Annotated in this window: 22 protein-coding genes and 1 tRNA gene; 6 read left to right on the forward strand and 17 right to left on the reverse strand. The window is 66.9% G+C overall.

Annotation, left to right across the window (positions count from 1 at the left end; all coding sequences use genetic code 11):
• Positions 1 to 112 precede the first annotated feature (112 nt).
• The 4 genes from IG98_RS0139040 to IG98_RS0139055 form a co-directional block, all read right to left on the reverse strand.
• The gene (locus tag IG98_RS0139040) at positions 113 to 925 is read right to left on the reverse strand and encodes an anti-sigma factor family protein (RefSeq protein ID WP_157594779.1); all 813 of its coding nucleotides are present in this window, start codon (positions 923 to 925) and stop codon (positions 113 to 115) included.
• A complete protein-coding gene (locus tag IG98_RS0139045; RefSeq protein ID WP_030924537.1) occupies positions 922 to 1,434 on the reverse strand; it encodes a sigma-70 family RNA polymerase sigma factor in 513 nt (170 codons plus the stop codon). Before IG98_RS0139045 ends, IG98_RS0139040 begins: the two co-directional genes overlap by 4 nt.
• Before the next feature lie 48 nt (positions 1,435 to 1,482).
• On the reverse strand, positions 1,483 to 2,163 hold the full coding sequence (locus tag IG98_RS0139050) for an LmeA family phospholipid-binding protein (protein ID WP_030924540.1): 681 nt from the start codon (positions 2,161 to 2,163) through the stop codon (positions 1,483 to 1,485).
• Between the two features lie 96 nt (positions 2,164 to 2,259).
• The gene (locus tag IG98_RS0139055; RefSeq protein ID WP_030924542.1) at positions 2,260 to 2,511 is read right to left on the reverse strand and encodes a MoaD/ThiS family protein; all 252 of its coding nucleotides are present in this window, start codon (positions 2,509 to 2,511) and stop codon (positions 2,260 to 2,262) included.
• Between the two features lie 206 nt (positions 2,512 to 2,717).
• Between IG98_RS0139055 and IG98_RS0139060 the strand changes: the two genes are divergently transcribed.
• Positions 2,718 to 3,431 (forward strand): response regulator transcription factor, encoded by a 714-nt coding sequence (locus tag IG98_RS0139060; protein WP_030924545.1) that lies wholly within the window; start codon positions 2,718 to 2,720, stop codon positions 3,429 to 3,431.
• A 196-nt stretch (positions 3,432 to 3,627) separates the two neighbouring features.
• On the opposite strand, the gene IG98_RS0139065 is transcribed toward IG98_RS0139060, so the two are convergent.
• A complete protein-coding gene (locus tag IG98_RS0139065) occupies positions 3,628 to 5,424 on the reverse strand; it encodes a bifunctional metallophosphatase/5'-nucleotidase (protein WP_030924548.1) in 1,797 nt (598 codons plus the stop codon).
• A gap of 131 nt (positions 5,425 to 5,555) precedes the next feature.
• Between IG98_RS0139065 and mshD the strand changes: the two genes are divergently transcribed.
• The gene (gene mshD / locus IG98_RS0139070; RefSeq protein WP_030924550.1) at positions 5,556 to 6,488 is read left to right on the forward strand and encodes a mycothiol synthase; all 933 of its coding nucleotides are present in this window, start codon (positions 5,556 to 5,558) and stop codon (positions 6,486 to 6,488) included.
• 51 nt (positions 6,489 to 6,539) lie between these two features.
• Here the strand turns inward: mshD and IG98_RS0139075 are convergent, their stop codons facing one another.
• The 3 genes from IG98_RS0139075 to dcd form a co-directional block, all read right to left on the reverse strand.
• Complete coding sequence (locus IG98_RS0139075) at positions 6,540 to 7,544, reverse strand: inorganic phosphate transporter (protein WP_030924552.1); 1,005 nt, start codon at positions 7,542 to 7,544, stop codon at positions 6,540 to 6,542.
• A complete protein-coding gene (locus IG98_RS0139080; protein ID WP_030924556.1) occupies positions 7,545 to 8,162 on the reverse strand; it encodes a DUF47 domain-containing protein in 618 nt (205 codons plus the stop codon).
• Between the two features lie 542 nt (positions 8,163 to 8,704).
• Positions 8,705 to 9,280, reverse strand: coding sequence for a dCTP deaminase (gene dcd / locus IG98_RS0139085; protein ID WP_030924559.1), 576 nt, complete (start codon positions 9,278 to 9,280; stop codon positions 8,705 to 8,707).
• Positions 9,281 to 9,388: 108 nt separating this feature from the next.
• On the opposite strand from dcd, the gene IG98_RS0139090 reads away from it, so the two are divergent.
• A tRNA-Gly gene (locus IG98_RS0139090) sits at positions 9,389 to 9,462 on the forward strand.
• A gap of 101 nt (positions 9,463 to 9,563) precedes the next feature.
• Here the strand turns inward: IG98_RS0139090 and IG98_RS49595 are convergent.
• From IG98_RS49595 to IG98_RS51435, 9 genes are all read right to left on the reverse strand, one after another.
• Positions 9,564 to 10,892: a tyrosine-type recombinase/integrase gene (locus IG98_RS49595; protein WP_037972478.1), complete on the reverse strand. Its 1,329-nt coding sequence runs from the start codon at positions 10,890 to 10,892 to the stop codon at positions 9,564 to 9,566.
• Positions 10,892 to 11,098: a helix-turn-helix domain-containing protein gene (locus IG98_RS0139105; protein ID WP_030924563.1), complete on the reverse strand. Its 207-nt coding sequence runs from the start codon at positions 11,096 to 11,098 to the stop codon at positions 10,892 to 10,894. Before IG98_RS0139105 ends, IG98_RS49595 begins: the two co-directional genes overlap by 1 nt.
• 19 nt (positions 11,099 to 11,117) lie before the next feature.
• Positions 11,118 to 12,833: a replication initiator gene (locus IG98_RS0139110; protein ID WP_245651901.1), complete on the reverse strand. Its 1,716-nt coding sequence runs from the start codon at positions 12,831 to 12,833 to the stop codon at positions 11,118 to 11,120.
• Positions 12,830 to 13,024 carry a hypothetical protein gene (locus tag IG98_RS0139115; protein WP_030924568.1) on the reverse strand — a complete coding sequence of 65 codons (195 nt, stop codon included), beginning with the start codon at positions 13,022 to 13,024 and terminating at the stop codon, positions 12,830 to 12,832. The genes IG98_RS0139110 and IG98_RS0139115 overlap by 4 nt, the downstream gene beginning before the upstream one ends.
• On the reverse strand, positions 13,021 to 14,445 hold the full coding sequence (locus IG98_RS0139120; RefSeq protein WP_030924570.1) for an FtsK/SpoIIIE domain-containing protein: 1,425 nt from the start codon (positions 14,443 to 14,445) through the stop codon (positions 13,021 to 13,023). The genes IG98_RS0139115 and IG98_RS0139120 overlap by 4 nt, the downstream gene beginning before the upstream one ends.
• 82 nt (positions 14,446 to 14,527) lie before the next feature.
• Positions 14,528 to 14,854, reverse strand: coding sequence for a hypothetical protein (locus tag IG98_RS0139125; RefSeq protein WP_030924572.1), 327 nt, complete (start codon positions 14,852 to 14,854; stop codon positions 14,528 to 14,530).
• On the reverse strand, positions 14,851 to 15,276 hold the full coding sequence (locus IG98_RS0139130) for a hypothetical protein (protein WP_030924575.1): 426 nt from the start codon (positions 15,274 to 15,276) through the stop codon (positions 14,851 to 14,853). Before IG98_RS0139130 ends, IG98_RS0139125 begins: the two co-directional genes overlap by 4 nt.
• A gap of 122 nt (positions 15,277 to 15,398) precedes the next feature.
• Positions 15,399 to 16,130 carry a GntR family transcriptional regulator gene (locus IG98_RS0139135; protein ID WP_030924578.1) on the reverse strand — a complete coding sequence of 244 codons (732 nt, stop codon included), beginning with the start codon at positions 16,128 to 16,130 and terminating at the stop codon, positions 15,399 to 15,401.
• 428 nt (positions 16,131 to 16,558) lie between these two features.
• Positions 16,559 to 16,909, reverse strand: coding sequence for a hypothetical protein (locus IG98_RS51435; protein WP_157594780.1), 351 nt, complete (start codon positions 16,907 to 16,909; stop codon positions 16,559 to 16,561).
• A gap of 317 nt (positions 16,910 to 17,226) precedes the next feature.
• On the opposite strand from IG98_RS51435, the gene IG98_RS53930 reads away from it, so the two are divergent.
• The 3 genes from IG98_RS53930 (at position 17,227) to IG98_RS0139160 (ending at position 20,211) form a co-directional block, all read left to right on the forward strand.
• Complete coding sequence (locus tag IG98_RS53930; RefSeq protein WP_245651902.1) at positions 17,227 to 18,558, forward strand: helix-turn-helix domain-containing protein; 1,332 nt, start codon at positions 17,227 to 17,229, stop codon at positions 18,556 to 18,558.
• Complete coding sequence (locus tag IG98_RS0139155; RefSeq protein ID WP_030924587.1) at positions 18,555 to 19,268, forward strand: creatininase family protein; 714 nt, start codon at positions 18,555 to 18,557, stop codon at positions 19,266 to 19,268. The genes IG98_RS53930 and IG98_RS0139155 overlap by 4 nt, the downstream gene beginning before the upstream one ends.
• Before the next feature lie 397 nt (positions 19,269 to 19,665).
• Positions 19,666 to 20,211, forward strand: coding sequence for a 3'-5' exonuclease (locus tag IG98_RS0139160; protein WP_030924589.1), 546 nt, complete (start codon positions 19,666 to 19,668; stop codon positions 20,209 to 20,211).
• Positions 20,212 to 20,358 lie beyond the last annotated feature (147 nt).

Raw genomic sequence — 20,358 nt, forward strand, 5'->3', positions numbered from 1 at the left:
CCGCCGGAACGCTCCTTGCCCGGACCGCCCCCGCACGGACCGCTCCCGTACGGGCCGCCCCCGCACGGACCGCTCCCGCCTGCGGCGCGGCCCCCGGCGGCACCGGACAGGTTCAGCGGGCGTCGACCGTGAGCAGCACCCGTCCTCCGGCGGTGGAGATCTCGAACGACGTGATGCGCTCCGGCGGGATCGTCGTGGTGCCCGTGAAGGCGCCCGACTCGTCATAGGCGGCCCGGTTGACGGTCCAGTTGCCCGCCGTCTCCCTGACGCCACCGTCCCCGATCACGTCCAGCCGGCAGCGCGTGCCCTTGGCCACACCGGTGAGCACGACCTTGACCGTGGTCGCCCCCTGCCCGGCGGACGCGGTCACCACCGCGCGGACCGTACCGTCACCGTCCCTCCCCGTGACCCGCAGGTCGCTCGGGGCGAGCAGGAGCTGCGAATCGACGCTGGGCGCGGCCTTGTTGGCCCTGGCGTCGGGCGCGGATGAGGCCGAGAAGGACCCGGCATGTTCCTGAACGCTCTGGTCCTGAGTGCTCGGGTCCGCGGCCGACTCGGGTGCGGCGGACCCGGCTACCGTCATGACATCCCCCGGGGACTGGATGACGGCCCAGACGGTCCCGCCGCCGAGCCCGACCACCAGGACCGAGGCCGCCAGGCCGAGCACCAGCCGGGTGGTGCGACGCCGCTTGACCTTGGCGCTGAGCAGCCGCTCCAGCACCGCCGTGGGCGGGCTCGCCACCTGCGCCACATCGTCCTCGGACACCCTGCCGAGGAACGTCGCCACCCCGCTCAGCTCGGCGAGCTCAGCCGCGCACTCCGCGCACTCGGCGAGATGGGCCTCGACGAGCACGCGCTCGTCCGGCTCCAGGGCTCCGAGCAGGTGGACCCCGAGCGACATCCGTACTTCATCACAGGTCATCATGGCGCGAGCCCCCGCTCCTCCAGCGCCAGCTTGAGCGCCCGAAGCGCGTAATACGTGCGCGACTTAACCGTTCCGGCGGGGATGCCGAGCGACGCGGCCGCCTCCGCGACGGATTTCCCCTGGTAGTAGACCTCGGCCAGCACCTCGCGGTGCTCGGGCCGCAGCGCGGCCAGCGCCTCGGCGACCGCCCACGACTCCACCGCCCGCTCCAGTTCGTCATCGGCGGGCACCACGGCGAGCGCCTCGTCGCCCGTCTCCGGCGGGCGTGCCTTCCGGGCCCGGTGCTGGTCGACGACGAGATTGCGGGCCACCGTGAACAGCCACGCGCGGATGGAGCGGCCGGCGAACGCGTTCGGATGGCGCCAGGCCCGCAACAGCGTCTCCTGCACGACATCCTCCGCTCTCCCCGAATCGCCCGTCAGCCGCAGCGCGTAACCGTAGAGTGGCCCGCCGTGCTCGTCGAAGAGCGCTCTGACAAGCTGCTCGTCGGCGGTTCCGGCTTGACTCACATCCCCACGACGTACGGCGGGACGATCCGGTTCAGACACGGGACACGTTCAGCCCCGCAGAGGCACGTCGGAGGCCTCACCCGAGATGCGCAGGCCCTCGGGCGTGACCTTGATGTCGGTCAGCTTGACGTCGTACGGCAGCTTTCCGATCGGGATCCGGAAGTTGATGAACCGCTCGGGATCGGGCACGGGGATGCCGCCGCCCAGGGTCACCTTCTCGGGAACGAGTTTCAGGCCGCCCTCGACGATCTCGACCTTCAGTGCCGCCTTCACCGGCACCTTCTGCCCCAGCACGGTGATCTCTCCGCTGACGTTGAGCGCGTCGCCCGCGACATCGACCTTGATCCCGCGGGGCGCCCGCTGGCTGAGCGTCTCCAGCGGCACGACCACCGAACCCACCACGCGCTCGGCGCGCATGTCGACCTGCTGGGGGCGGAGCACCAGGTCCGCAAGCGGCGCGGTGACCCCGTAGAGGGTGAAGTCGACGCTCGACAGCGCGACACCCGAGACGGTCATCGCGCCCGCGGCGACCTTGACCTCCTCGTAGCGCCCGGCGACCGCCTGGGTCAGGAAGGGGATGCCCTCGATGGTGACCTCGGGCGGGGACTCCAGGTCGTACTTGGCCGTCGCCTGCGTGGCGATCTCACGCTCGACTCCGGCGACGGCGACCCTGTCCAGGATCGCGACGAGAACGAGCAGCAGAACCAGAAAAGCGATCAGCTTACGCATCCGACTCCCTGTTCATTCTCCGGCCCGAGGGGTGCCCATTGGCGTGCTCTCCCCCTGCAATCCTGTACGAAACCCCGTGTCGGCGATAGCACCCGATCAACCTCCGGCGAAGGGCGGGAGCACCTCCACCGTCGCCCCCTCGGCCAGGACGATCGTCTGGTGCGCCCGTCTGCCCACCGGATCCCCGTTGACCAGGAACGACGACCGCTTCAGCACGCGAGCCAGCTCTTCACGGCCCGGTGTGATTTTCGTCATCAGCTCGGCAAGGGTCTCGGCCTCGAAAGGCTCCTCCGCGATGCCCGCCGCGTCCTTGGCCGCGGCCCAATATCTGACAGTGCCCGTCGCCACCTGTGAACCAACTCCTCGAACATACACAGAGTTACCATGCCATTACGGCGAATCCACTCGGAGAACCGGTGTTCACCAGGTGGACCTTCGCTGGACGCTTACTCCTCGTGGGTTATCCTCACGTACTACGGGACCTGGGCAACGTAGCCCCCGGGTCCTTACGTGTTTGTACGGCTATCGCCGACATGACGCGGGAAGGAGACATTGTGAGCAATCTCCTACTGCTCACCAACGCCCTTGAGCCCTCGACTGAGGTGCTCCCGGCGCTGGGGCTGCTGTTGCACTCGGTACGCGTCGTGCCCGCGGAGGCGTCCGCCCTGCTCGACGCCCCGCCCGCCGACGCGATCCTGGTGGACGCGCGCCGCGAGCTCGTCCAGGCCAAGAGCCTGTGCAGGCTGCTCCGCACCACGGGCGTTTCCTGCCCTCTGATGGTAATCGTCACCGAGGGCGGTCTCGCCGGACTGACCGCGGAGTGGGGTGCCGACGACGTCATCCTCGACAGCGCCGGCCCCGCCGAGGTCGAGGCGCGCCTGCGGATGGCCGTGGGCAGGCTCAATCTGGCCGCCGCGGAGGAGGTGCCGGACGAGATCCGCAACGGTGACCTGTCGATCGACGAGGCCACCTACACCGCCCGGCTCCGCGGCCGCGCGCTGGATCTGACCTTCAAGGAGTTCGAGCTCCTGAAATACCTGGCGCAGCACCCGGGCCGGGTCTTCACCCGCGCCCAGCTCCTCCAGGAGGTCTGGGGATACGACTACTTCGGCGGCACCCGTACCGTGGACGTCCATGTCCGGCGGCTCCGTGCCAAGCTCGGCGCCGAGTACGAGGCACTGATCGGAACGGTCCGCAACGTCGGCTACCGGTTCGTCCCCGAGCGCGGCAACGAGGCCGCCGAGGAGCGCGAGCCCGCCCGCCAGTAGGGCAGGCGGTTCCCACCCCCGCCGCGATCGGCACCGATCTCTCGCTGAGCTGTCAGGTCGGCCGCCGACCGGTGAGTTCGCGCGTCCCCGGCCTACAGGCGCCTCCGCGCCCCGTGGGCACGGGTTCCCGACATCACGCCAGACCCACCGGAGTCGTCCGGCAGGTCTGACGCGTGCGTCGCGCCTTTCGCCCCTGTTACGGAGCGACCGTGATGTGGTTGGGAACCGGAGGCGTGATCAACGGATTCGCCGCGAAGTGGGCGGCGAAGGCGTCGATGTCGAGCGGGCCACTCCACAGGTCGGTGCCCCCGGTGAAGGCGAGGAACGCGTCACCGCCGCCGACGAGGAAGTTGTTGGCCGCGACCCTGATCGTCTGGGTGTCCGTCACGTCGACACCGTCGATCTTCATTGCGGAGATCTTCGAACCCCACGCCGCGCTCGTGCTGTAGGTGTAGGTGAAGTTCGACGAGGGCTGCAGGATCTTGGTGAACGCCTGGGCGTTGGGGCCGCCGGTGAACTGCTGCTCCAGAACGGTCTTGAGCTGCGCACCGGTGAGCGTGACCACCTGCATGAGGTTGTTGAACGGCTGGACCGTGAACGCCTCGCCATACGTCACCACCCCGTCGCCCTCACCGGCGGGTGAGCCCGCATAGCTGAGGCTGGCCCGCACGCCGCCCGGGTTCATCAGGGCGATCTGGGCGTTGCCGCCGGTCCTGGTCGCGGCGAGCTGGCCGTCGGCGATCAGGTTGCCCAGGGAGGACTCGCCGGACGCGGACGCGGCGTTGGTGATGTCCGCGGTGATCTTGCCGATCGGCCGGTTGGCCACCGGCGCGACACGGTCCTTCCAGGTCTGGACCAACGCGCTGATCTCCGGGTCGGGGGTGACGGTCCTGGTCACGACCTGGTTGTCCGCCACCACCGAGGAGCGCACGACGTCGCGGGTCTTGACGTCCACCTGGAAGTCGACCTTGGTGATGACCCGGCCGAAGGAACCGCCCTGGCTGTAGAGGCGGCCGGCACCCCTGGGGTCGGTCACCGTGCACAGGTAGGCCTGGTGGGAGTGGCCGCTGAGGATCATGTCGACCTCGGCGTCGACCTGCGTGGCGATCCGGTTGCCCGCGCCCGGCCGGGCACTGCAGCTGTCGGGCGACTGGCCCGCGGTCACCTGGTCACCCTCGTGGACGAGCACGACCTGGGCCTTGACGCCAACGATCTTGAGAAGCCTGGAGGCGACGTTCGCGGCCTTCACCTCGTCGATGAAGTCGAGGTCCTTGATGCCCTCCGAGGTGACGATGCTCGGGGTACTACCGGTGACCAGGCCGATGAAGCCGATCGGCACACCGTTCATCCAGCGGATCGCGACCGGGGGCAGGGCCGGGATGCCGTAGTCCTTGAGCAGGGCACGCAGCGAGGCGGTGTTCGTCCCGCCCAGGGCGTCCAGCGCCTGCTTCTCCGCGCCCTGCGCCGGCCGCTTGAAGACGACGTTGGCGCCGAGGTAGCTGTAGCCCGCGCCCTTCCACCTGCCCGCGGGCGAGCAGCCGTCCACCGGGTGGCAGCCACCGTTCATGATCCGCTTGAGCTCGGCGTACCCCTCGTCGAACTCGTGGTTGCCCACGGCGGAGGCGGTGACGCCGACCTTGCCGAGGAACTCCACCGACGGCTCGTCGTGGTAGGCCGCGGAGATCAGGGGGGTCGCGCCGATCAGGTCGCCCTGGGCGACCTTCAGCGTGTTCTTGTCGGACAGCTGCTTGAGGTGGGTGGCGACGTAGGCGGCACCACCCGCTTCGACCGTGGCGCCGGTCTCGTCGACCATGCGGCCGGAGGAACCGGTCGGCGGTTCGAGGTTGCCGTGGAAATCGTTGAGGGAGAGCAGGCGGACCGGCACCGTCTTGGCGGGGTTGTTGCCCGCCTCGGCCGGCCCCATCGCAAGCGTGACACCGGCCCCGGCGAGCACGCACGCCATGGCCAGCCGCAGGAAGGAACGAGACATCATGGTCCACGACACTAAGGGGACTATCTGTGCAAGGAATGTCCGAGAGATAACGATTAACCCGACCAGTAGCTGGCGGCTTTTGCCAGTCCCCCCTGCTCCCACAGGACGTGTACCCGCCTAGAGTCCAGAGCATGAACGCGCGTGTTGAACACCGGGGATCACTCGGCGAACAAGAGGTGTCCGAGGTCCTCACGGTGGTGGATGCGGCCACGAAGGCCGACGGGGTCCGGCCACTCAACGAACATGTCATGCTGCACCTGCGCTACGGCGGTGACGAGCGGGCCGGAGCCGTGCTCCTGTACGCCGGGGACGAGCTCGCGGGCTACGCCCACCTGGACCCGACAGACCCCGTCGAGGGACCCAGCGGGGAGCTGGTCGTCCACCCGGCGTTCCGCGGACAGGGACACGGACGGCGGCTGCTGCGGGCCGTGCTCGACCGCGCCGGCGGGCACCTGCGGCTGTGGGCGCACGGCGGACACCCGGCGGCCGATGCCCTCGCCCTGTCGGAGGGGTTCGAAAGGGCGAGGTCGCTGTGGCAGATGCGCCGCCCCCTCGCCACCGACATCGGTGGCTTCGACCTCCCCGAGGGCGTACGACTCCGCACCTTCGAACCCGGCACCTCGGACCAGGAGGCCTGGCTCGCCCTCAACGCCAAGGCCTTCGCCGACCACCCGGAGCAGGGCGCGTGGACGCTTGACGACCTCAAGCTGCGCGAGCGGGAACCCTGGTTCGACCCGGCCGGGTTCTTCCTCGCCGTACGGCCCGGCGGCCCCGAGGGCCGCGACCGGCTGGTGGGTTTCCACTGGACCAAGGTGCACGGCGACGGCGACCACGCGCACGAGCCGATCGGCGAGGTCTACGTCGTCGGCGTCGACCCCGCCGAGCAGGGCGGCGGCCTGGGCAGGTCGCTGACCCTGGCGGGCCTGGCCCACCTGCGCTCGCGAGGCCTGACCCACGTGATGCTGTACGTCGACGAGAGCAACTCCGCGGCGATCCGCCTGTACCAGGGGCTGGGCTTCACCCGGTGGGACGTCGACGTGATGTATCGGAAGGACACTACCTGACGGCCCTGAAGTGGACCAGGTCCCTCCGAGGGATCTGGTCCACCTGGAGTACTACTCGATCATCCAGTGGAGCGCGAAGTAGGACAGCGCGGCGACGAGCGCGGCGGCCGGGATGGTGAGAACCCAGGCGGTCACGATGTTGCCCGCGACGCCCCAGCGCACGGCGGAAAGGCGCTTGGTGGCGCCGACGCCCATGATCGCGCTGGTGATCGTGTGGGTGGTCGAGATGGGGGCGCCGAAGCCGATGGCCGCGGTGTAGAGCACCGTCGCGGCGGCCGCCTCCGCGGCGAATCCCTGTGGGGGGTCGAGCGCGATGATCCGGCGGCCGAGCGTCCGCATGATCCGCCAGCCTCCCGCGTACGTGCCGAGCGAGATGGCCGTGGCGGCGGCGAGGATGACCCACTGCGGGATCGGGTCCCCGTCATGCTGGTAGCCGCCGACCACGAGGGCCAGGAAGATGACGCCCATGGTCTTCTGCGCGTCCTGGAGACCGTGACCCAGCGCCATCGCCGCCGCGGAGATGGTCTGCGCGTGCCGGAAGCCCCGGTTGGTCTTCGACGGCTGGGAGCGCCGGAACCCCCACAGAATTCCGATCATGATGAGCCCGGCGAGGGTGAAGCCGATCACCGGAGACAGGATCATCGGGATGACGACCTTCTCCACCACCCCGTCCCAGTGGACGTTGCTCGCCGAGGCGAGCGCGGCGCCGACCAGGCCGCCGATCAGCGCGTGACTGCTTGAGGAGGGAAGGCCGAAGTACCAGGTGATGAGGTTCCAGGTGATCGCGCCGATCAGACTGGAGCCGACGATGACCAGGCCGTGGTTTCCCTGTGGAGCGTCGATGATGCCTTTGCCGACGGTCGCGGCCACCTGCGTACCAAGGTGCGCACCCAGGAAGTTCATGGCCGCGGCCATGAAGAGCGCGGCCCTCGGCGTCAGCGCGCGCGTTGAGACGGAGGTCGCGATCGCGTTCGCGGCGTCGTGGAAGCCGTTGGTGTAGTCGAACACCAGCGCTACGACCACCACGCCGATAACGAGTGCGAGCGTGAGATCCACTTAACTTTCCTTGACCGCGATCGACTCGATCGTGTTGGCCACGTGCTCGAAGGCGTCGGCGGCCATCTCGAGCTGATCGATGACCTCCTTCATCTTGAGGACGGTCAACGCGTCGTACTCCCCGCCGAAAAGCTTGGCGAGAAGGCGGCGGTAGACCTGGTCGGCCTGGTTCTCAAGCCGATTGATCTCGATCCAGTACTCGTTGAGGTTCTTCATCGAGCGCAGCCGCGGCATGGCCTCGGCGGTGAGCTCGGCGGCACGTTCCAGAACCTCGACCTGCCGGACCACCTCTTTGGGAAGGTGATCGATCTGGTAGAGGACGATGAGGTCGGCGGCCGCCTCCATGTAGTCCATCACGTCGTCGAGGTTCGAGGCGAGACGGTAGATGTCCTCGCGGTCGAAGGGGGTGATGAAGCTCTCGTTGAGCCGGTTCATGATCGCGTGAGTACGCTCGTCACCGGCGTGCTCACATGCGCGCATCTTCTCGGCCAGAGCTTCCCTGTCCGATCCGTCACTGATGATCTCTACCAGTAGACGGGACGCTGTGACGAGGTTGTTCGCCGAGTCTGCGAACAAGTCGTAGTAGCTGTCCTCACTCGGTGTGAGACGGAGGCGCACGTCGTTCTCCAGATGTGCGGGGATGGTCCGCAGAGAAGGGTACGGGTTACCAGCGGAAATACGAACTTCACCCGCTAGACATGCACTCTTCCCGATGTCGCTACCCGGCGACACACAGCTTGAGGCAGCCTTGAGGGCATCTTTCCGATGACCGTTTTGCTGGTTTTCGGCCACAGTATGACGAAGACAGGCCAAGTATGGGACTTCTCCACCCCTGAACGCCATCCGGCACCTTCCCCGTACTCCCCTCGGAAACCCCCGCTTCCAGTGCGCTTCCCGCACGGTTCACCAAGGTCGACAGGGCCCGTGGGCCCCCCGCGAAAAGTCAGGGTGATTTCTATCACGGTCGCCCACTAAGCCGTATTTTGGCTGCTCACAGCAGCCCCATCCGCAGCCCCGTTCCTGCGGCCTCTCATCCCTCGAAGTCCTCGGGTGCCCCCCTTCCGCGGCGGGTTCACCCCGTCACGACAGCCCACCCCGGCATGAAAGTTCACTTTTAATTCACCGTTAGTTCACCTTGGGTTGAGAATCCGCCCCGGGCCTCAGATCGGCGTCCGGTGGAAGTTGAGGTACGAGCGGCTCGGCGTCGGCCCCCGTTGCCCCTGATAGCGGGATCCGTACTTCTCCGAACCGTAGGGATACTCGGCCGGCGAGCTGAGCCTGAACATGCAGAGCTGGCCGATCTTCATCCCGGGCCAGAGCTTGATCGGCAACGTGGCGACGTTGGAGAGTTCAAGCGTGACGTGCCCGCTGAAGCCCGGGTCGATGAACCCGGCCGTGGAGTGGGTCAGCAGGCCGAGCCTGCCCAGCGAACTCTTTCCCTCCAGCCGCGAGGCGATGTCGTCCGGCAGCGTGACGACCTCGTACGTGCTCGCCAGCACGAACTCCCCCGGATGCAGGATGAACGGCTCGTCCTTCTCCGGCTCCACCATCCGCGTCAGATCAGGCTGCTCGACCGCCGGATCGATGTGCGGGTATCGATGGTTCTCAAAGACCCTGAAGTAGCGGTCCAGGCGTACGTCGACACTGGACGGCTGGATCATCTCCGGCTGGAAGGGATCGATCCTCACCCTCCCCGTCTCGATCTCGGCAACGATGTCACGATCGGAAAGCAGCACGTGAGGCAACCTACCAACGCCGTCCCCTCCCGGGAGCCTCCGATCCCGCTTCCCACAGTGGACGAGAGCCACCCAACTTCCGCTACAGTGGTGGGGCGGCACACCGCTGCGGGTGTAGTTCAATGGCAGAACATCAGCTTCCCAAGCTGACAGCGCGGGTTCGATTCCCGTCACCCGCTCCACGCTTCAAGGCCCAGGTCAGGGATGGATTCCCGACCAGGGCCTTGTTTGTTTCTGAAGCTATTTGATCTTCGCGTGCCATTAGCGTGCCATTAGCTCTCGATCAGCGCATTGGGATCAACTTCCCCGACGAGCCGTCCTCCTCGTCGTCGCGCCCACTGATCTGCCGGTCGATCGCGTCCGTGATCGTTCTGTCGGCACCCCGCACGGCGTGCTGATAGATCATCGCGGCGCGCACGTTGTCGTGCCCCATCCGGGCCATCAGATCCTTGAGCCCCGCGCCGGACTCTGCGGCGAGCATGTTGCCCGTGTGACGGAGATCATGGAGGTGGAGACCGGGAAGACCCATCTCCCTGACCACATCCACCCAACGCGTGCGGGTGTTGAACCCACTGCGCCGGAGCGGGCCGCCCTTGGCACCGGGGAAGACGAGCGCGCCGGGATCCTCCTGGACATAGGTGGCCAGGTGCTCCCGCAGCACCGAAATGACGCCCTGGGGGATACCGACCACGCGACGCCCGGCCTTGGATTTGGGCTGGCCAAGGACCAGCTCACCTGTGGAGCGCTCGACGAAGGCCGCCCGGATGCGCACCGTCCCCGCATCGAGATCGATGTCACTGCGGCGGAGCGCACTCACCTCGCCCCATCGCAGACTGGCGAAAGTAGTCAGGAGCACCAGGGCGCGGAAACGCCGGTCATGGGTGCAGTCGGCCCGACCGTCCGCGCCCATCTTCCACAGCGCCCGTTCGGCGTCCGCCCGTGTTGTGAAGACCTCCGGATGGGTGCGCATCTCGCCGTGCCGCTGGAAGCGCAGCCGATAGGCGTTGTCTTTGAGCTTGCGGACGTTGCCGACCGGACGACGGCCCACGAGGTCGGCCAGCTCGAAGACTTGAGCCACGGTGAGCACCGGGCGCTCCTGGGCGTGCTCGTCGCCGGCCCCACGGATCCGGCACGGGTTACGCGAGATGATGTGATCCTCTTCGGCCGCCGTCATCAGCACGGCCCGCAACAGGCGATACGCCTTGGCTGCCATGCTGACCGAGACCCCGTTGCCGAGCAGGTCGGCCCGCCACTGCCGAATCATCGCGGTGGAGAGCTTGCCGAGCTGGACCCCGCCCAGGTGCGAGGCGATGTGTTTCTTGAGCAGCCAGCGATAGAGGTCGACGGTGCGGGGGCGGAGGCCCGCGCGCTGGGAGATCCACGTCTCCGCGTAGTCCTGAAGCTTGATCTTCCCGCGATCCGGATCCGTCCACTCCCCCTTGATGATCTGAGCCTCGACGAGGGACAGTGCCCGTTCCGCGTCCCCCTTACGGTCGTAGGTGTCCGAGCCGGTCCGCATACGCCCGTCCGGGCCGGGATAGCGGATCTGGAAACGTCCGGACGGGAGCTTGCGGACGTTGCCGAAACGTCGGTGACCGTCCTTGTTTGCCATCAGGCCGCCTTTCCGGTGACGTCGTGAGTCATCAGGGGCTCAACCGTCCCCGCGACGACGAAAGCGAGCAGTGCGGACTCTCGGATGCGGACGTGACGGCCGATCTTCACGAACTCGATCCGGCGTTCCGCGATCAGCCGGCGGATGAAGCGCTCCGAGGTGTGAAGCAGTGCGGCGGCCTCGTGTGCCTTGAGTAGTTCGTCCAACGGATTCTCCTGTCAGGTGTCAGGCGGCCAGTGAAGTCACCGAAAGATCTGGAACGGGTTGTCCGTCTGCTCTGGCCTGAAGTTCGATCAGGCGTGCGCGGGTGCGTTGGCGGTTGGCGACCTCGCGGAGCAGTCGTTTGGCCAGTGGGGTGCGGTTGGGGTCTTTGGAGGAGACCGGTCGCCAGACATAGCGGTGCGGGTCGGTGGTGGTGTCGTCGGGCAGGCCGAGCATGTCGAGGACCCAGGCCCGCCGGTCCTGCTTGTGCTCGCGCAGGGTCTTGTTGGACCACTTGCGCGAGACCAGGACGCGACGGCCCGCGTAGCCGAGGTGTTCGGCCTTGTGCGCCTTGCCCTTGCACCGGCCCGGCAGCATGCCCGCCTTGGCGCCCTTGGGCTGGATGCCGTAGCGCAGCCAGTTCGGGCACGTCGGTGAGCAGGGTTCGTAGCGCAGTGCCTCGACCATCCGCACGGCGTGGTCACGACGGGCCTGGTTGTCTTGGTCATCGGGGTCGAGGGGGTCGCCGAGGTTCTTGGTCAGGTATTTGGTGAGGTAGCCGATGCGCTTGTGAGCGTCCGGCGATCCGGCGACGATGCCCTGAACATCAACCTGAGGACCGAAGCGGACCACGTGCAGCGGTTCGGCCTCGTCGTCCTGGCCGAGCTGGTCGAGTGCCTCGTCCCAGGTGGGCAGCAGTTCGCCCGTGGCGGGGTCGAGGTAGTCGCCGCTCTGTCCGTCCGGGTAGGTGGCGCCGTCGTCCAGGTCGGCCCGCTGCGCCCAGATGGGCAGGTGGTCGCCGTCGAAGCGGACTTCATCGACCGAGGGCCACCACACCTGGTGGTACGTCGCGGCGGCAATCGCCTTGATCTCCGCGCGGGGCATGGTCCCGCGGATTGCCATGTGCAGGTGCGGCGCGAATCGTTTCTGTGGTTCGACGGTGGCGAAGTACTGCACGTCGTAGCCGGCCACCCGCCGCAGGTTCTGCACGAACCGATCGACGAGCTTGGAGAAGTGCAGCGCATCACGGGCCGCCGCCGCGTAGTCGTAGGTGCTCGGATCGACCGGCACGCCCAGACCGGAACGGATCTTGCCATACGAGGGCAGGGTGAGCGTGACGAACAGCGACGGCCGGTAGACCCTGCCATCGGGGGCGATGAAGGTCCGGCCAAGAGTCGTGTCCTGCTTGGCCCGCTTGGGCAGGTCCGGCGCATCCTGGCGACGCCTCGTCGAACGGGAACGCTTGGGAGCTGTCCGCCCGCCCAGGACGTTGCCGCGCATTCCAGCGGCGTTGATCTCCGCATCGATGCCCGCGATGGCCTCGTCCCAGTCGAGGGTGTCTTCCCCGTCCCGCTCGGCCTCGTCGCGCTTGGCCTGCACGTCGGCCCGGAACTCGATCAGCCACCGCTGCTCTTCGGTGGAGGGATGGGGTTCGGCGATCGGTTCGTGATCCAGGTGCCAGCCTTCCCGGCACTGAGCCTTACGCAGCTGCTTGTTGCGCTGAGCACACGGCGGGCATTTGGCTTCCTGGGTGGTGCCGCAGGGGATGTTGAACGACTCGGTCATGCCGGTGTGAGTGTCCAGGCGCCGCAGTTCGAGGGGGCGGATGCAGATCCCATTGAGCTTGGCGACCTCGATTGCCACATCCAGAGCGAGGGGCAGGGTGTCACGGACGAGGCGGGGCAAGGTGCGGTCGGAGCCATCCGGCGAGGAGATAGGGGAAGCAGGGGTGTCGGTCACCTGTCCTCCTCTGGGGAGAGCACATCGGCGGTGAACCGGTAGGAGGCGCTGTAGGGGTCGCGACGCAGCCGGACGTTGACCAGGTCGGAGAGCACCAGCTCAAACCGCGCCGGAGAGTCGGACAGAGTGCCCAGGAGGCGGAAGGGGATCGCGTCGATCTCGGCGAGGGTGCCCTGAATGATGATCTTCACTGGTGTGCCTCCCCGGCGAAGTCGGCGACCATGGCGCGGATATCGGAGTCGGAGACATAGCCGGCACGGGCACGGATCGGATCGGGCGAGGTCTCCAAGCGGACGTAGCCGATGCCCGCGCCCTGCTCGGGAACCGGGGAGATGTGATCGGCCAGCGCGCCCCGATCACGGGCGCCGTCGCCGAGCACCATGTCCACCTGTTCGGACTCGTCCAGGCGAAGCGCGATCTTGTCGGGGAACAGGTTGCGGACGTTCATGACCTCCTTGCGCGGGTCTTGGAGTGCCGCCATGACGCCGAACCCGACCGCGCGGCCCTGTGTGGTGAGCGTGGCCAGCGCGGCCGAGATGCGCAGTTTCAGGCCCTTGTCGGATTGGTAGGCGGTCAGGAACGCCACCTCGTCGACCACCACCAGGACGAACGGGTCATCGAGGGTGGGGGTGTGGTTGCGCTGGAGTCCGGCGAACCGGTCGGCCCGCTCCTGCATGATCTGCACAGCCGCTTCCAGGAGATCAGCGCAGGCCGCCGGACTCGCGGCGTACCGGGTGCCGAACAGGCCACGGCCGAAGGGCAGTTCCATCCGCTTGGGATCCAGCGCCCAGACCTGGACCAGGCCCGCCCGCACCGCAGGCAGCAACCCCCGGATGACAGACCAGATGATCGAGCCCTTCCCTGCTCCGGTGGCACCGGCCACCAGGACATGAGTGCCGTGAACCTTGAGCCGCCACGGGGTACCGTCCTCACACCGGCCGATCTCGACCGGCCCGACCGAGGGCATCTCAGGGATGGGTAGCGCGGGTAAGGGGGTGGCCAGCGGGTCACGCCGGGGGAAGGTCAGCAGCAGTCGCCCCGACCGGGCGATGGTCACCCGGCAGGAGGTGGCGCCGAACCCGTGGGCCAGGTGCTCGATACGGTCGGACCAGTCCTTGACCGCTTGGCCGGTGAGCATCTTCACCGTGACCAGGTCCGCCCACGAGGTACAGGTGACCTTGACCAGGCGGGGCAGGTAGTCCCGACCGCGCAGGTTCCGGCCGAGCCCGGAGACGATCATCACTGGTTGCCAGTGCCGCCGGTAGACCCACACCAGCCGCCACCAGGCCAGCAGCCGCCAGCCCATCCATCGGTTGAACGAGGCCCGATCGAAGAACGGCCACGGAGCCAGCAGCGAGACGGGAACGGCGACGACGACCAGGGCGAGCCGCCAGCCGTACAGGACACCGAGCAGGCAGGGAACGGTGAGTACGGCCAGGGCGACCGGGTGACGCCAGATCAGCCGGACGATTCCGGCCAGCAGCCGCCAGGCGAAGATCAGAATCGTGATGATCGCCGGGGTCCGCAGGACGGCCGGGCGGAAGACGACGGCGGTATCGGGGGTCGTGGAGACGAGGTTCTGTGCCTCGTCGCCGGGCAGTTTTTTGAACATTAGGCTTGAGACCTCTCTTGATTCGCGTCTGGGGAGAACCGAGGGGCCGCCGGAATGCCAGTTCCAGCGGCCCCGCTTCGTGTCAGGCCGCCTTGCCCTGCTCGGACTCGTCGACCTGGTGGAGGCCGGTGCACTGTTCGGCGTGCAGGCGCTCGCAGTCGGCCAGGTAGCGCGCGGCTGCTTCGGCGATCTGCCGGGCGAGGGTCACGTCCCGTTCGGTGACCGGTCCGCCGCCGGTGGTGGAGATGACCACCTGTGCCTCACGGGAGGACAGGGTCAGGAACGGCCGCCCGCCCTCGGCGCCCAGCACCGTGACCGACAGGTACGGAGTGCGAAACGAGGTGTCGAGCCGGGTGCCGTCCTCGTCGAGCGTCACCACGGCGCGGGTGTAGGGAAGGTGCTCTCTCACGCCGCCACGTCCTTACCGGCCGCAGCCTTGACCGGAGCCGCCGCGGAACGGGGAGCCCGCATCGTCGTGGCCCGGATGGACCAAGCCAGACGGCCGGTGTTCTGGCCGACGTAGGCGGTGGCGGTCATGCCGTCGAACTCCACCGGCACGAACGGCAGACCCGGCAGCGCAGTCGGAACGATCGGCTGAACCGGGGACAGGATCTTGACCGAGACCGTCTTCTGTCCGGCCTTGACGGTCGGATCGGCGTCCATGACCGCGACCTGCCACACCAGCTCTCCGGTGTTCTTGTCCTTGGCGTAGACCGTGCGGCCCTTGGACGAGGCGTCGAAGTCCTTGACCTGCTCGACCTCGCCGACGATGAAGCAGCCGTGCGGGAAGACCTGCTCGAAACGGACGGGGATGGGGCCTTGGATGGCCATAAGGCAACAACTCCTCTTCTTGGTTGGCCAGTCTGCTTGACTGACCAAGTTGCTTCTACATTAAGCACGAAGCCCGCTTGGTTAGTCAAGTGCACCAAGCGGGCTTCGTGGGGAAAGTTGGATTACCGGATCGGGTAGGCGTCTTCCAGTTCGTGAAGATCACCGGGGAGTACGGTCTCCACCACCACCCACGGCTTACCCGTCGCATCACAGGCGACGGCGTACACAGCCAACAGCGCGGCCGAGGTCTTCACGCCCAGTAGCTTGCGTTCCTCGGCCGTGGGGTTGCGCGCGGTGATGTGCTCGATGATGTGATCCAGGGAGACGCCGGCCGCACTCTCCACGTAGCGCCGGATGCCCTGTCGCAGATCGGCCGACTCCGCCAGAGCCGTACCTTCGGCGACAGTGGCCGGAACCCAGGTGGCGGAGATCTCGGTAGGTTCGCCGTCGCGCTCCACCAGAATCTTGCGCAGCACGACCGCGGATTTCTGCTCCAGGCCGAGATAGGCGGCGATGCGGTTGGGAGCCTCGACCGGTCCGGCCGCCAGCAGCTTGCTCGCGGCCTGAGTCTCTGTCCGGTCGAGGAGCTCGCGGCCCGTGCGCGCCTTCTGGTCTTTGGGAATCGCCGGGCGACCGCGCACGAAACGGCCCTTGCCCTGCTGGGTGACGATCCACCCCTGGTCGCGAAGTACGCCGAGAGCCTTGACCACCGTGGGACGCGCCATGCCGAACTCCGCCATGAGCGTGTGTTCGCTGGGTAGCAGCGAGCCCGCCGGATACTCGCCGGAGTCGATGCGCCGCTCAAGCTCGGTGATCAGTTGCGCGTACTTGGGAGGCGTGTACTCAAACGACATTGAAGCCTCACATTCAACATGCTTGCCTAGCCAAGCAGGCTATCAGCGCATGTCGGGGATGCGAAGCCCTTCGACCGACAGGAAGCCCTCACCCCAAGACGCGGCGACACCGAAGACCGAGGTCAACCATGCCGCCGCGCCCGCCTATCGGGCCTCACCGGAGAGCAACGCCCTCCATACATCGCTGGCCTGCCGGATCGGCCATCGATAGGTCTCGTGAACCTCCGGACTGCCGTCCAGTTGGAGCGTGCGGCGGATGAACCCCTGTCCTCCGGCCTGGCACAGCTCATACAACGTGGCCCGGCACCGGCAGGTCCAGGTGATCACCCGCAGGCGCGTTGTCCACTCGTCAGGGGTCAGCCAGACGAGCCGCGTGTGATCACGCTGCGGTGTGGACACGTGCGGGCTCAAACAGCCTGTCAGCTCGATCACTGCGGAGCACAACCAGTCGGACCAGGAACCGGGGCAGGCCCCCGTTCACGAAGCTCGACGCAACGATCGGCCACCCGGTGCGCGGCCGTCACCGGATCATTCGCGGGGCAGAAGGCGTAGCGCCGAAGACGAGAGCGCCCGACCTCCTGTCCGGCCCACCAGCGAAACACCCGCCCATCGGTCCACACGACCAGCCCGAACCAGACCGACACCAGCGCCAGCCCGTACCCGTCATGAACATCCGAGGCGATGTTCAACGCGGCCAACTCAGCCCGCAGACACCGCGCCGCCCGCACCGGCGTGATCGCTTTCTGTCGGCTGATGGCCGGAATCTCATTCCCGCTCATCAGGCCGCCATCTCGCCAGAGCCCAGGCAGTCGAAGCACTCGATGCGGACCGGCTTTACCACCTGGCCGTCAATGCGGCACTCGACATCGGCGCGACTCCTACGGATCCACCGCCAGCCACGGCCGCAGCAGGTCCCGCACCCCTGATCCGTCGACTCATCCTCGGCAACCATGGATCAAGGTTCGTCATCAGGGGCCGGCCAACCCATCCCAGGCCGGAATCCTTGCCCCGAATAGTCGATATCCCTTGACGGGATAACTCGCAGCGGCAAGCGTTGGATATTCGGAAGCCGAGGCAACAAAGGGAGATACCACGTATGCCAGCAGATGCGACTAAACCAGTCGTTATCCTGCCGGAACTGTGGCAGCGCCCCGAAATGCTAACGGCCCTCCAAAAACGCAATATCGGCCAGGTATTTCAACTAATCCGCCAGTACGCAGGGGTCAGCCAAACCCGCATCGGCACCGCCGTGAATCTCAGCCAGGGCAAGATCAGCGAGATCATGAGGGGAACGGTCAAAGTCACCTCGTTCGAGGTGTTCGAGCGCGTCGCCGACGGCCTGGACATGCCTGATTCCGCCAGGCTGACTCTCGGACTGGCACCGCGACGGCTTCCCACAGCCAGCCCACAGCCGCAGCGCACACCACCCCCTGATGAAGCGGTGCCGCCATCAGATACGGACCTGTTGACGCCGTACCTGGCCAGTTTGACCGGAGCATCCAGCCGCCCCGTCATCTCCGGACTCCGGCACGTTCTCACCGGCCACATCCAGGCCGAGGCGATCATGGGGCCACTCCTACTGATCAACGCCGTTCAAGGTCAGGTGCCCGTAGTCGGCCAGGTCTGCCGGGTGACCCGAGGAGCCGACCGCACCGAGGCCCTGAACTTCGCCAGCGAACTTCTGGAGTTCTGCGGATGGCTCCATCAGGACCTGGGGGATTTCACCCGGGCCACGATGTGGACCAACAAGGCCCTGGACTACGCGATGGAACTGGGCGACCAACGCGTCATCTCCTACATCCTCATGCGCAAAAGCATCATCGCCACCGAAGCCGGCGACTACGGCCACGGCCTTGGAATGGCGAACGCGGCATTGGCCAACCCCGATGCCCTCACGCCCCGGCTCAGAGCGGTCATCTTGAGAACCCGCGCGACAGCCAACGCCTACCTCAGAGAGGCAGCGGACTCCGCTCGTGATTCAGAGACGGCCCTCGTCGAAGCCACCGCAGGGATGACCCAGAGCGAGACCGACCGCGCCCCGTACTGCACTCCCGCCTACATCGCCATGGAGACCGGCGCAACCCGAGTACTGCTGGGCGAGGCCACCGCGGCCATCCCGATATTCGAAGCCAGCAGATCCCAATGGCCCGAATCCAGCCAGACGCGCGACCACGTCCTGTTCCTGACCCGCATGGCCACCGCCTACGCCATAGCGGGCGAGCGCGAACAAGCCTGCACAGTGACCGAAGACGCTCTGTCTCGCATGCAGGCCCTTCGATCCAGCCGAGTCGCCGGCCAACTCACAGCGCTACGCGCTCACCTGGCCCGATGGTCGGCAGATCCGTACATGGCAGACTTGCTCACCAGGGTCGACATCCTCTCGGAGTCCTTCTCCCTGCCAGCATCCCAGCCACAAGGAGACCGGTGACCCCCTTGCTGCCCACCGCGACCACCACCGAGGAACGACAGCGCAACGCCCAGGTAGCGATCCTGCCCGTCGGCAGCTTCGAACAGCATGGTGACTACCTGCCTCTCAGCACAGACACCATCGTCGCGACCCTGATAGCCCGCCAGATCGCCGACGCCTACCCCGTCCTGCTGCTTCCTCCGGTGACGATCTCCTGCTCCCATGAGCACAGCGCCTGGCCGGGAACCGTCAGCATCTCCGCGCGGACCCTGCACGCGATCATCACCGACGTCTACGATTCCGTCACCCGCTCCGGCCCCACGGCCCTGGTCGTCATCAACGGCCACGGCGGCAACTACGTCCTGAGCAACGTCGTCCAGGAAGGCAACGCCGAAGGCCGCCACATGGCGCTGTTCCCCTCCCGCGAAGACTGGCACGAAGCCCGAACCGCCGCCCAGCTCACCAGCTCCATGCACGAGGACATGCACGCCGGAGAACTGGAGACCTCCCTCCTACTCCACGCCTGCCCCGAGGTCATCCGCCCCGGCTACCACTCCGCCGATTGGATCGCAGACGACCGCCGCCACCTCCTGACCAAGGGCATGCAGGCTTACACCGACAGCGGAGTCATCGGCCGCCCCTCCCTGGCCACTGCCGAAAAAGGCAAAGCCCTACTCGACAACCTCACCAACGACTTCAGCGAAGTGCTCAACCTCTTCACGAAGCCCTGAGCAACGGCACACCAGCCGATCACGACCCGAGTCACTGCCGAATTGTTCTCATGAGGTATCAAGGCGGCGGCGCGGCGCGCCGTCGCACGGCCCGCCGCCCGCCAGCCGTCCGGGCATGCGGCCTGGGGGCCGGTCCCAGCCGGCGCGGGGCTCTGGGCCGCGCACCGCACCCACACCCGCCGCACCCATCCAACCCGCCACACGGGGGGCCGCACCGCCACCGGCCAAGACCAGCTCAGCAACCAAGGAAACTACTTGTGCCTCAGCGAGCAAGAGCACAGACGATGGCCGGGATGTCCTCCTGCCGAGCCCGCAGCTGACTGGCAAACTCATTGATCATCAGCGAGTAGGCGAAAGTCAGTAGAGTGCGTTTGAAAACATCCGGAATGAGGTGCTGATGTTACTGAATATCCTCGACGTCGAGGCGACCTGCTGGCCCGGTCGTGTCGCGCCACCCGGTCAGATCACAGAGATCATCGAAGTCGGCCTGTGCGTCGTGGACCTCACCACTCGGACTCGGGTGTCCCGGCACCGAATTCTCATCCGGCCGGAGCGTTCGACGGTCACCGACTTCTGCACTGAGTTGACTGGTCTTACCCAGCGCGAGGTCGACCGAGGCCTCTCCTTCTCCGAGGCATGCGCCCTGCTCGTCAGCGATCATGAGGCGAGAACACGGCACTGGGCGAGCTGGGGCGACTTCGATCGCAGGCAGTTCACCGAACAGTGCGCCGCCGCAGGCGTCTTTTACCCTCTCAGCCCTTTTCATACCAATGCCAAACAAAAGTTTGCCGCCGCCTACGGTCTCTCGCATGGGCCCGACCGCCCCGAGGCTTTCCGACTCGTCGGCCTTCCCTTGGAAGGCACAGAACACCGTGGAGTTGACGACGCCTGGAATGCCGGTGCCCTGGTGCTCAACTTGGTCGCACGCAATGCCTGGCTCTGACCACAGCAAGCCGCATATCGCCACGTTTCCCTTAGTGGTGCCACCCTGACTTCCCAATGAGGTTGTCAAGCGGCGACGGAGGCGTTTGCCGGCGGTTGGTAGCGCCGTCGATCACGTATAAGAGCCCACAGGACGTTGACGCGTCGG

Source organism: Streptosporangium amethystogenes (assembly GCF_000721075.1).
In the GTDB taxonomy this organism is placed as follows: domain Bacteria; phylum Actinomycetota; class Actinomycetes; order Streptosporangiales; family Streptosporangiaceae; genus Streptosporangium; species Streptosporangium amethystogenes.

What these genes read in the sequence shown, in the direction of transcription:
- IG98_RS0139040 (WP_157594779.1), bottom strand. Translation starts at nt 925, where the DNA reads ATGATGACCTGTGATGAAGTACGGATGTCGCTCGGGGTCCACCTGCTC.
- IG98_RS0139050 (WP_030924540.1), bottom strand. Translation starts at nt 2,163, where the DNA reads ATGCGTAAGCTGATCGCTTTTCTGGTTCTGCTGCTCGTTCTCGTCGCG.
- IG98_RS0139065 (WP_030924548.1), bottom strand. Translation starts at nt 5,424, where the DNA reads ATGATGTCTCGTTCCTTCCTGCGGCTGGCCATGGCGTGCGTGCTCGCC.
- mshD (WP_030924550.1), top strand. Translation starts at nt 5,556, where the DNA reads ATGAACGCGCGTGTTGAACACCGGGGATCACTCGGCGAACAAGAGGTG.
- IG98_RS49595 (WP_037972478.1), bottom strand. Translation starts at nt 10,892, where the DNA reads ATGGCAAACAAGGACGGTCACCGACGTTTCGGCAACGTCCGCAAGCTC.
- IG98_RS0139120 (WP_030924570.1), bottom strand. Translation starts at nt 14,445, where the DNA reads ATGTTCAAAAAACTGCCCGGCGACGAGGCACAGAACCTCGTCTCCACG.
- IG98_RS0139130 (WP_030924575.1), bottom strand. Translation starts at nt 15,276, where the DNA reads ATGGCCATCCAAGGCCCCATCCCCGTCCGTTTCGAGCAGGTCTTCCCG.
- IG98_RS0139135 (WP_030924578.1), bottom strand. Translation starts at nt 16,130, where the DNA reads ATGTCGTTTGAGTACACGCCTCCCAAGTACGCGCAACTGATCACCGAG.
- IG98_RS51435 (WP_157594780.1), bottom strand. Translation starts at nt 16,909, where the DNA reads ATGAGCGGGAATGAGATTCCGGCCATCAGCCGACAGAAAGCGATCACG.
- IG98_RS53930 (WP_245651902.1), top strand. Translation starts at nt 17,227, where the DNA reads ATGCCAGCAGATGCGACTAAACCAGTCGTTATCCTGCCGGAACTGTGG.
- IG98_RS0139160 (WP_030924589.1), top strand. Translation starts at nt 19,666, where the DNA reads ATGTTACTGAATATCCTCGACGTCGAGGCGACCTGCTGGCCCGGTCGT.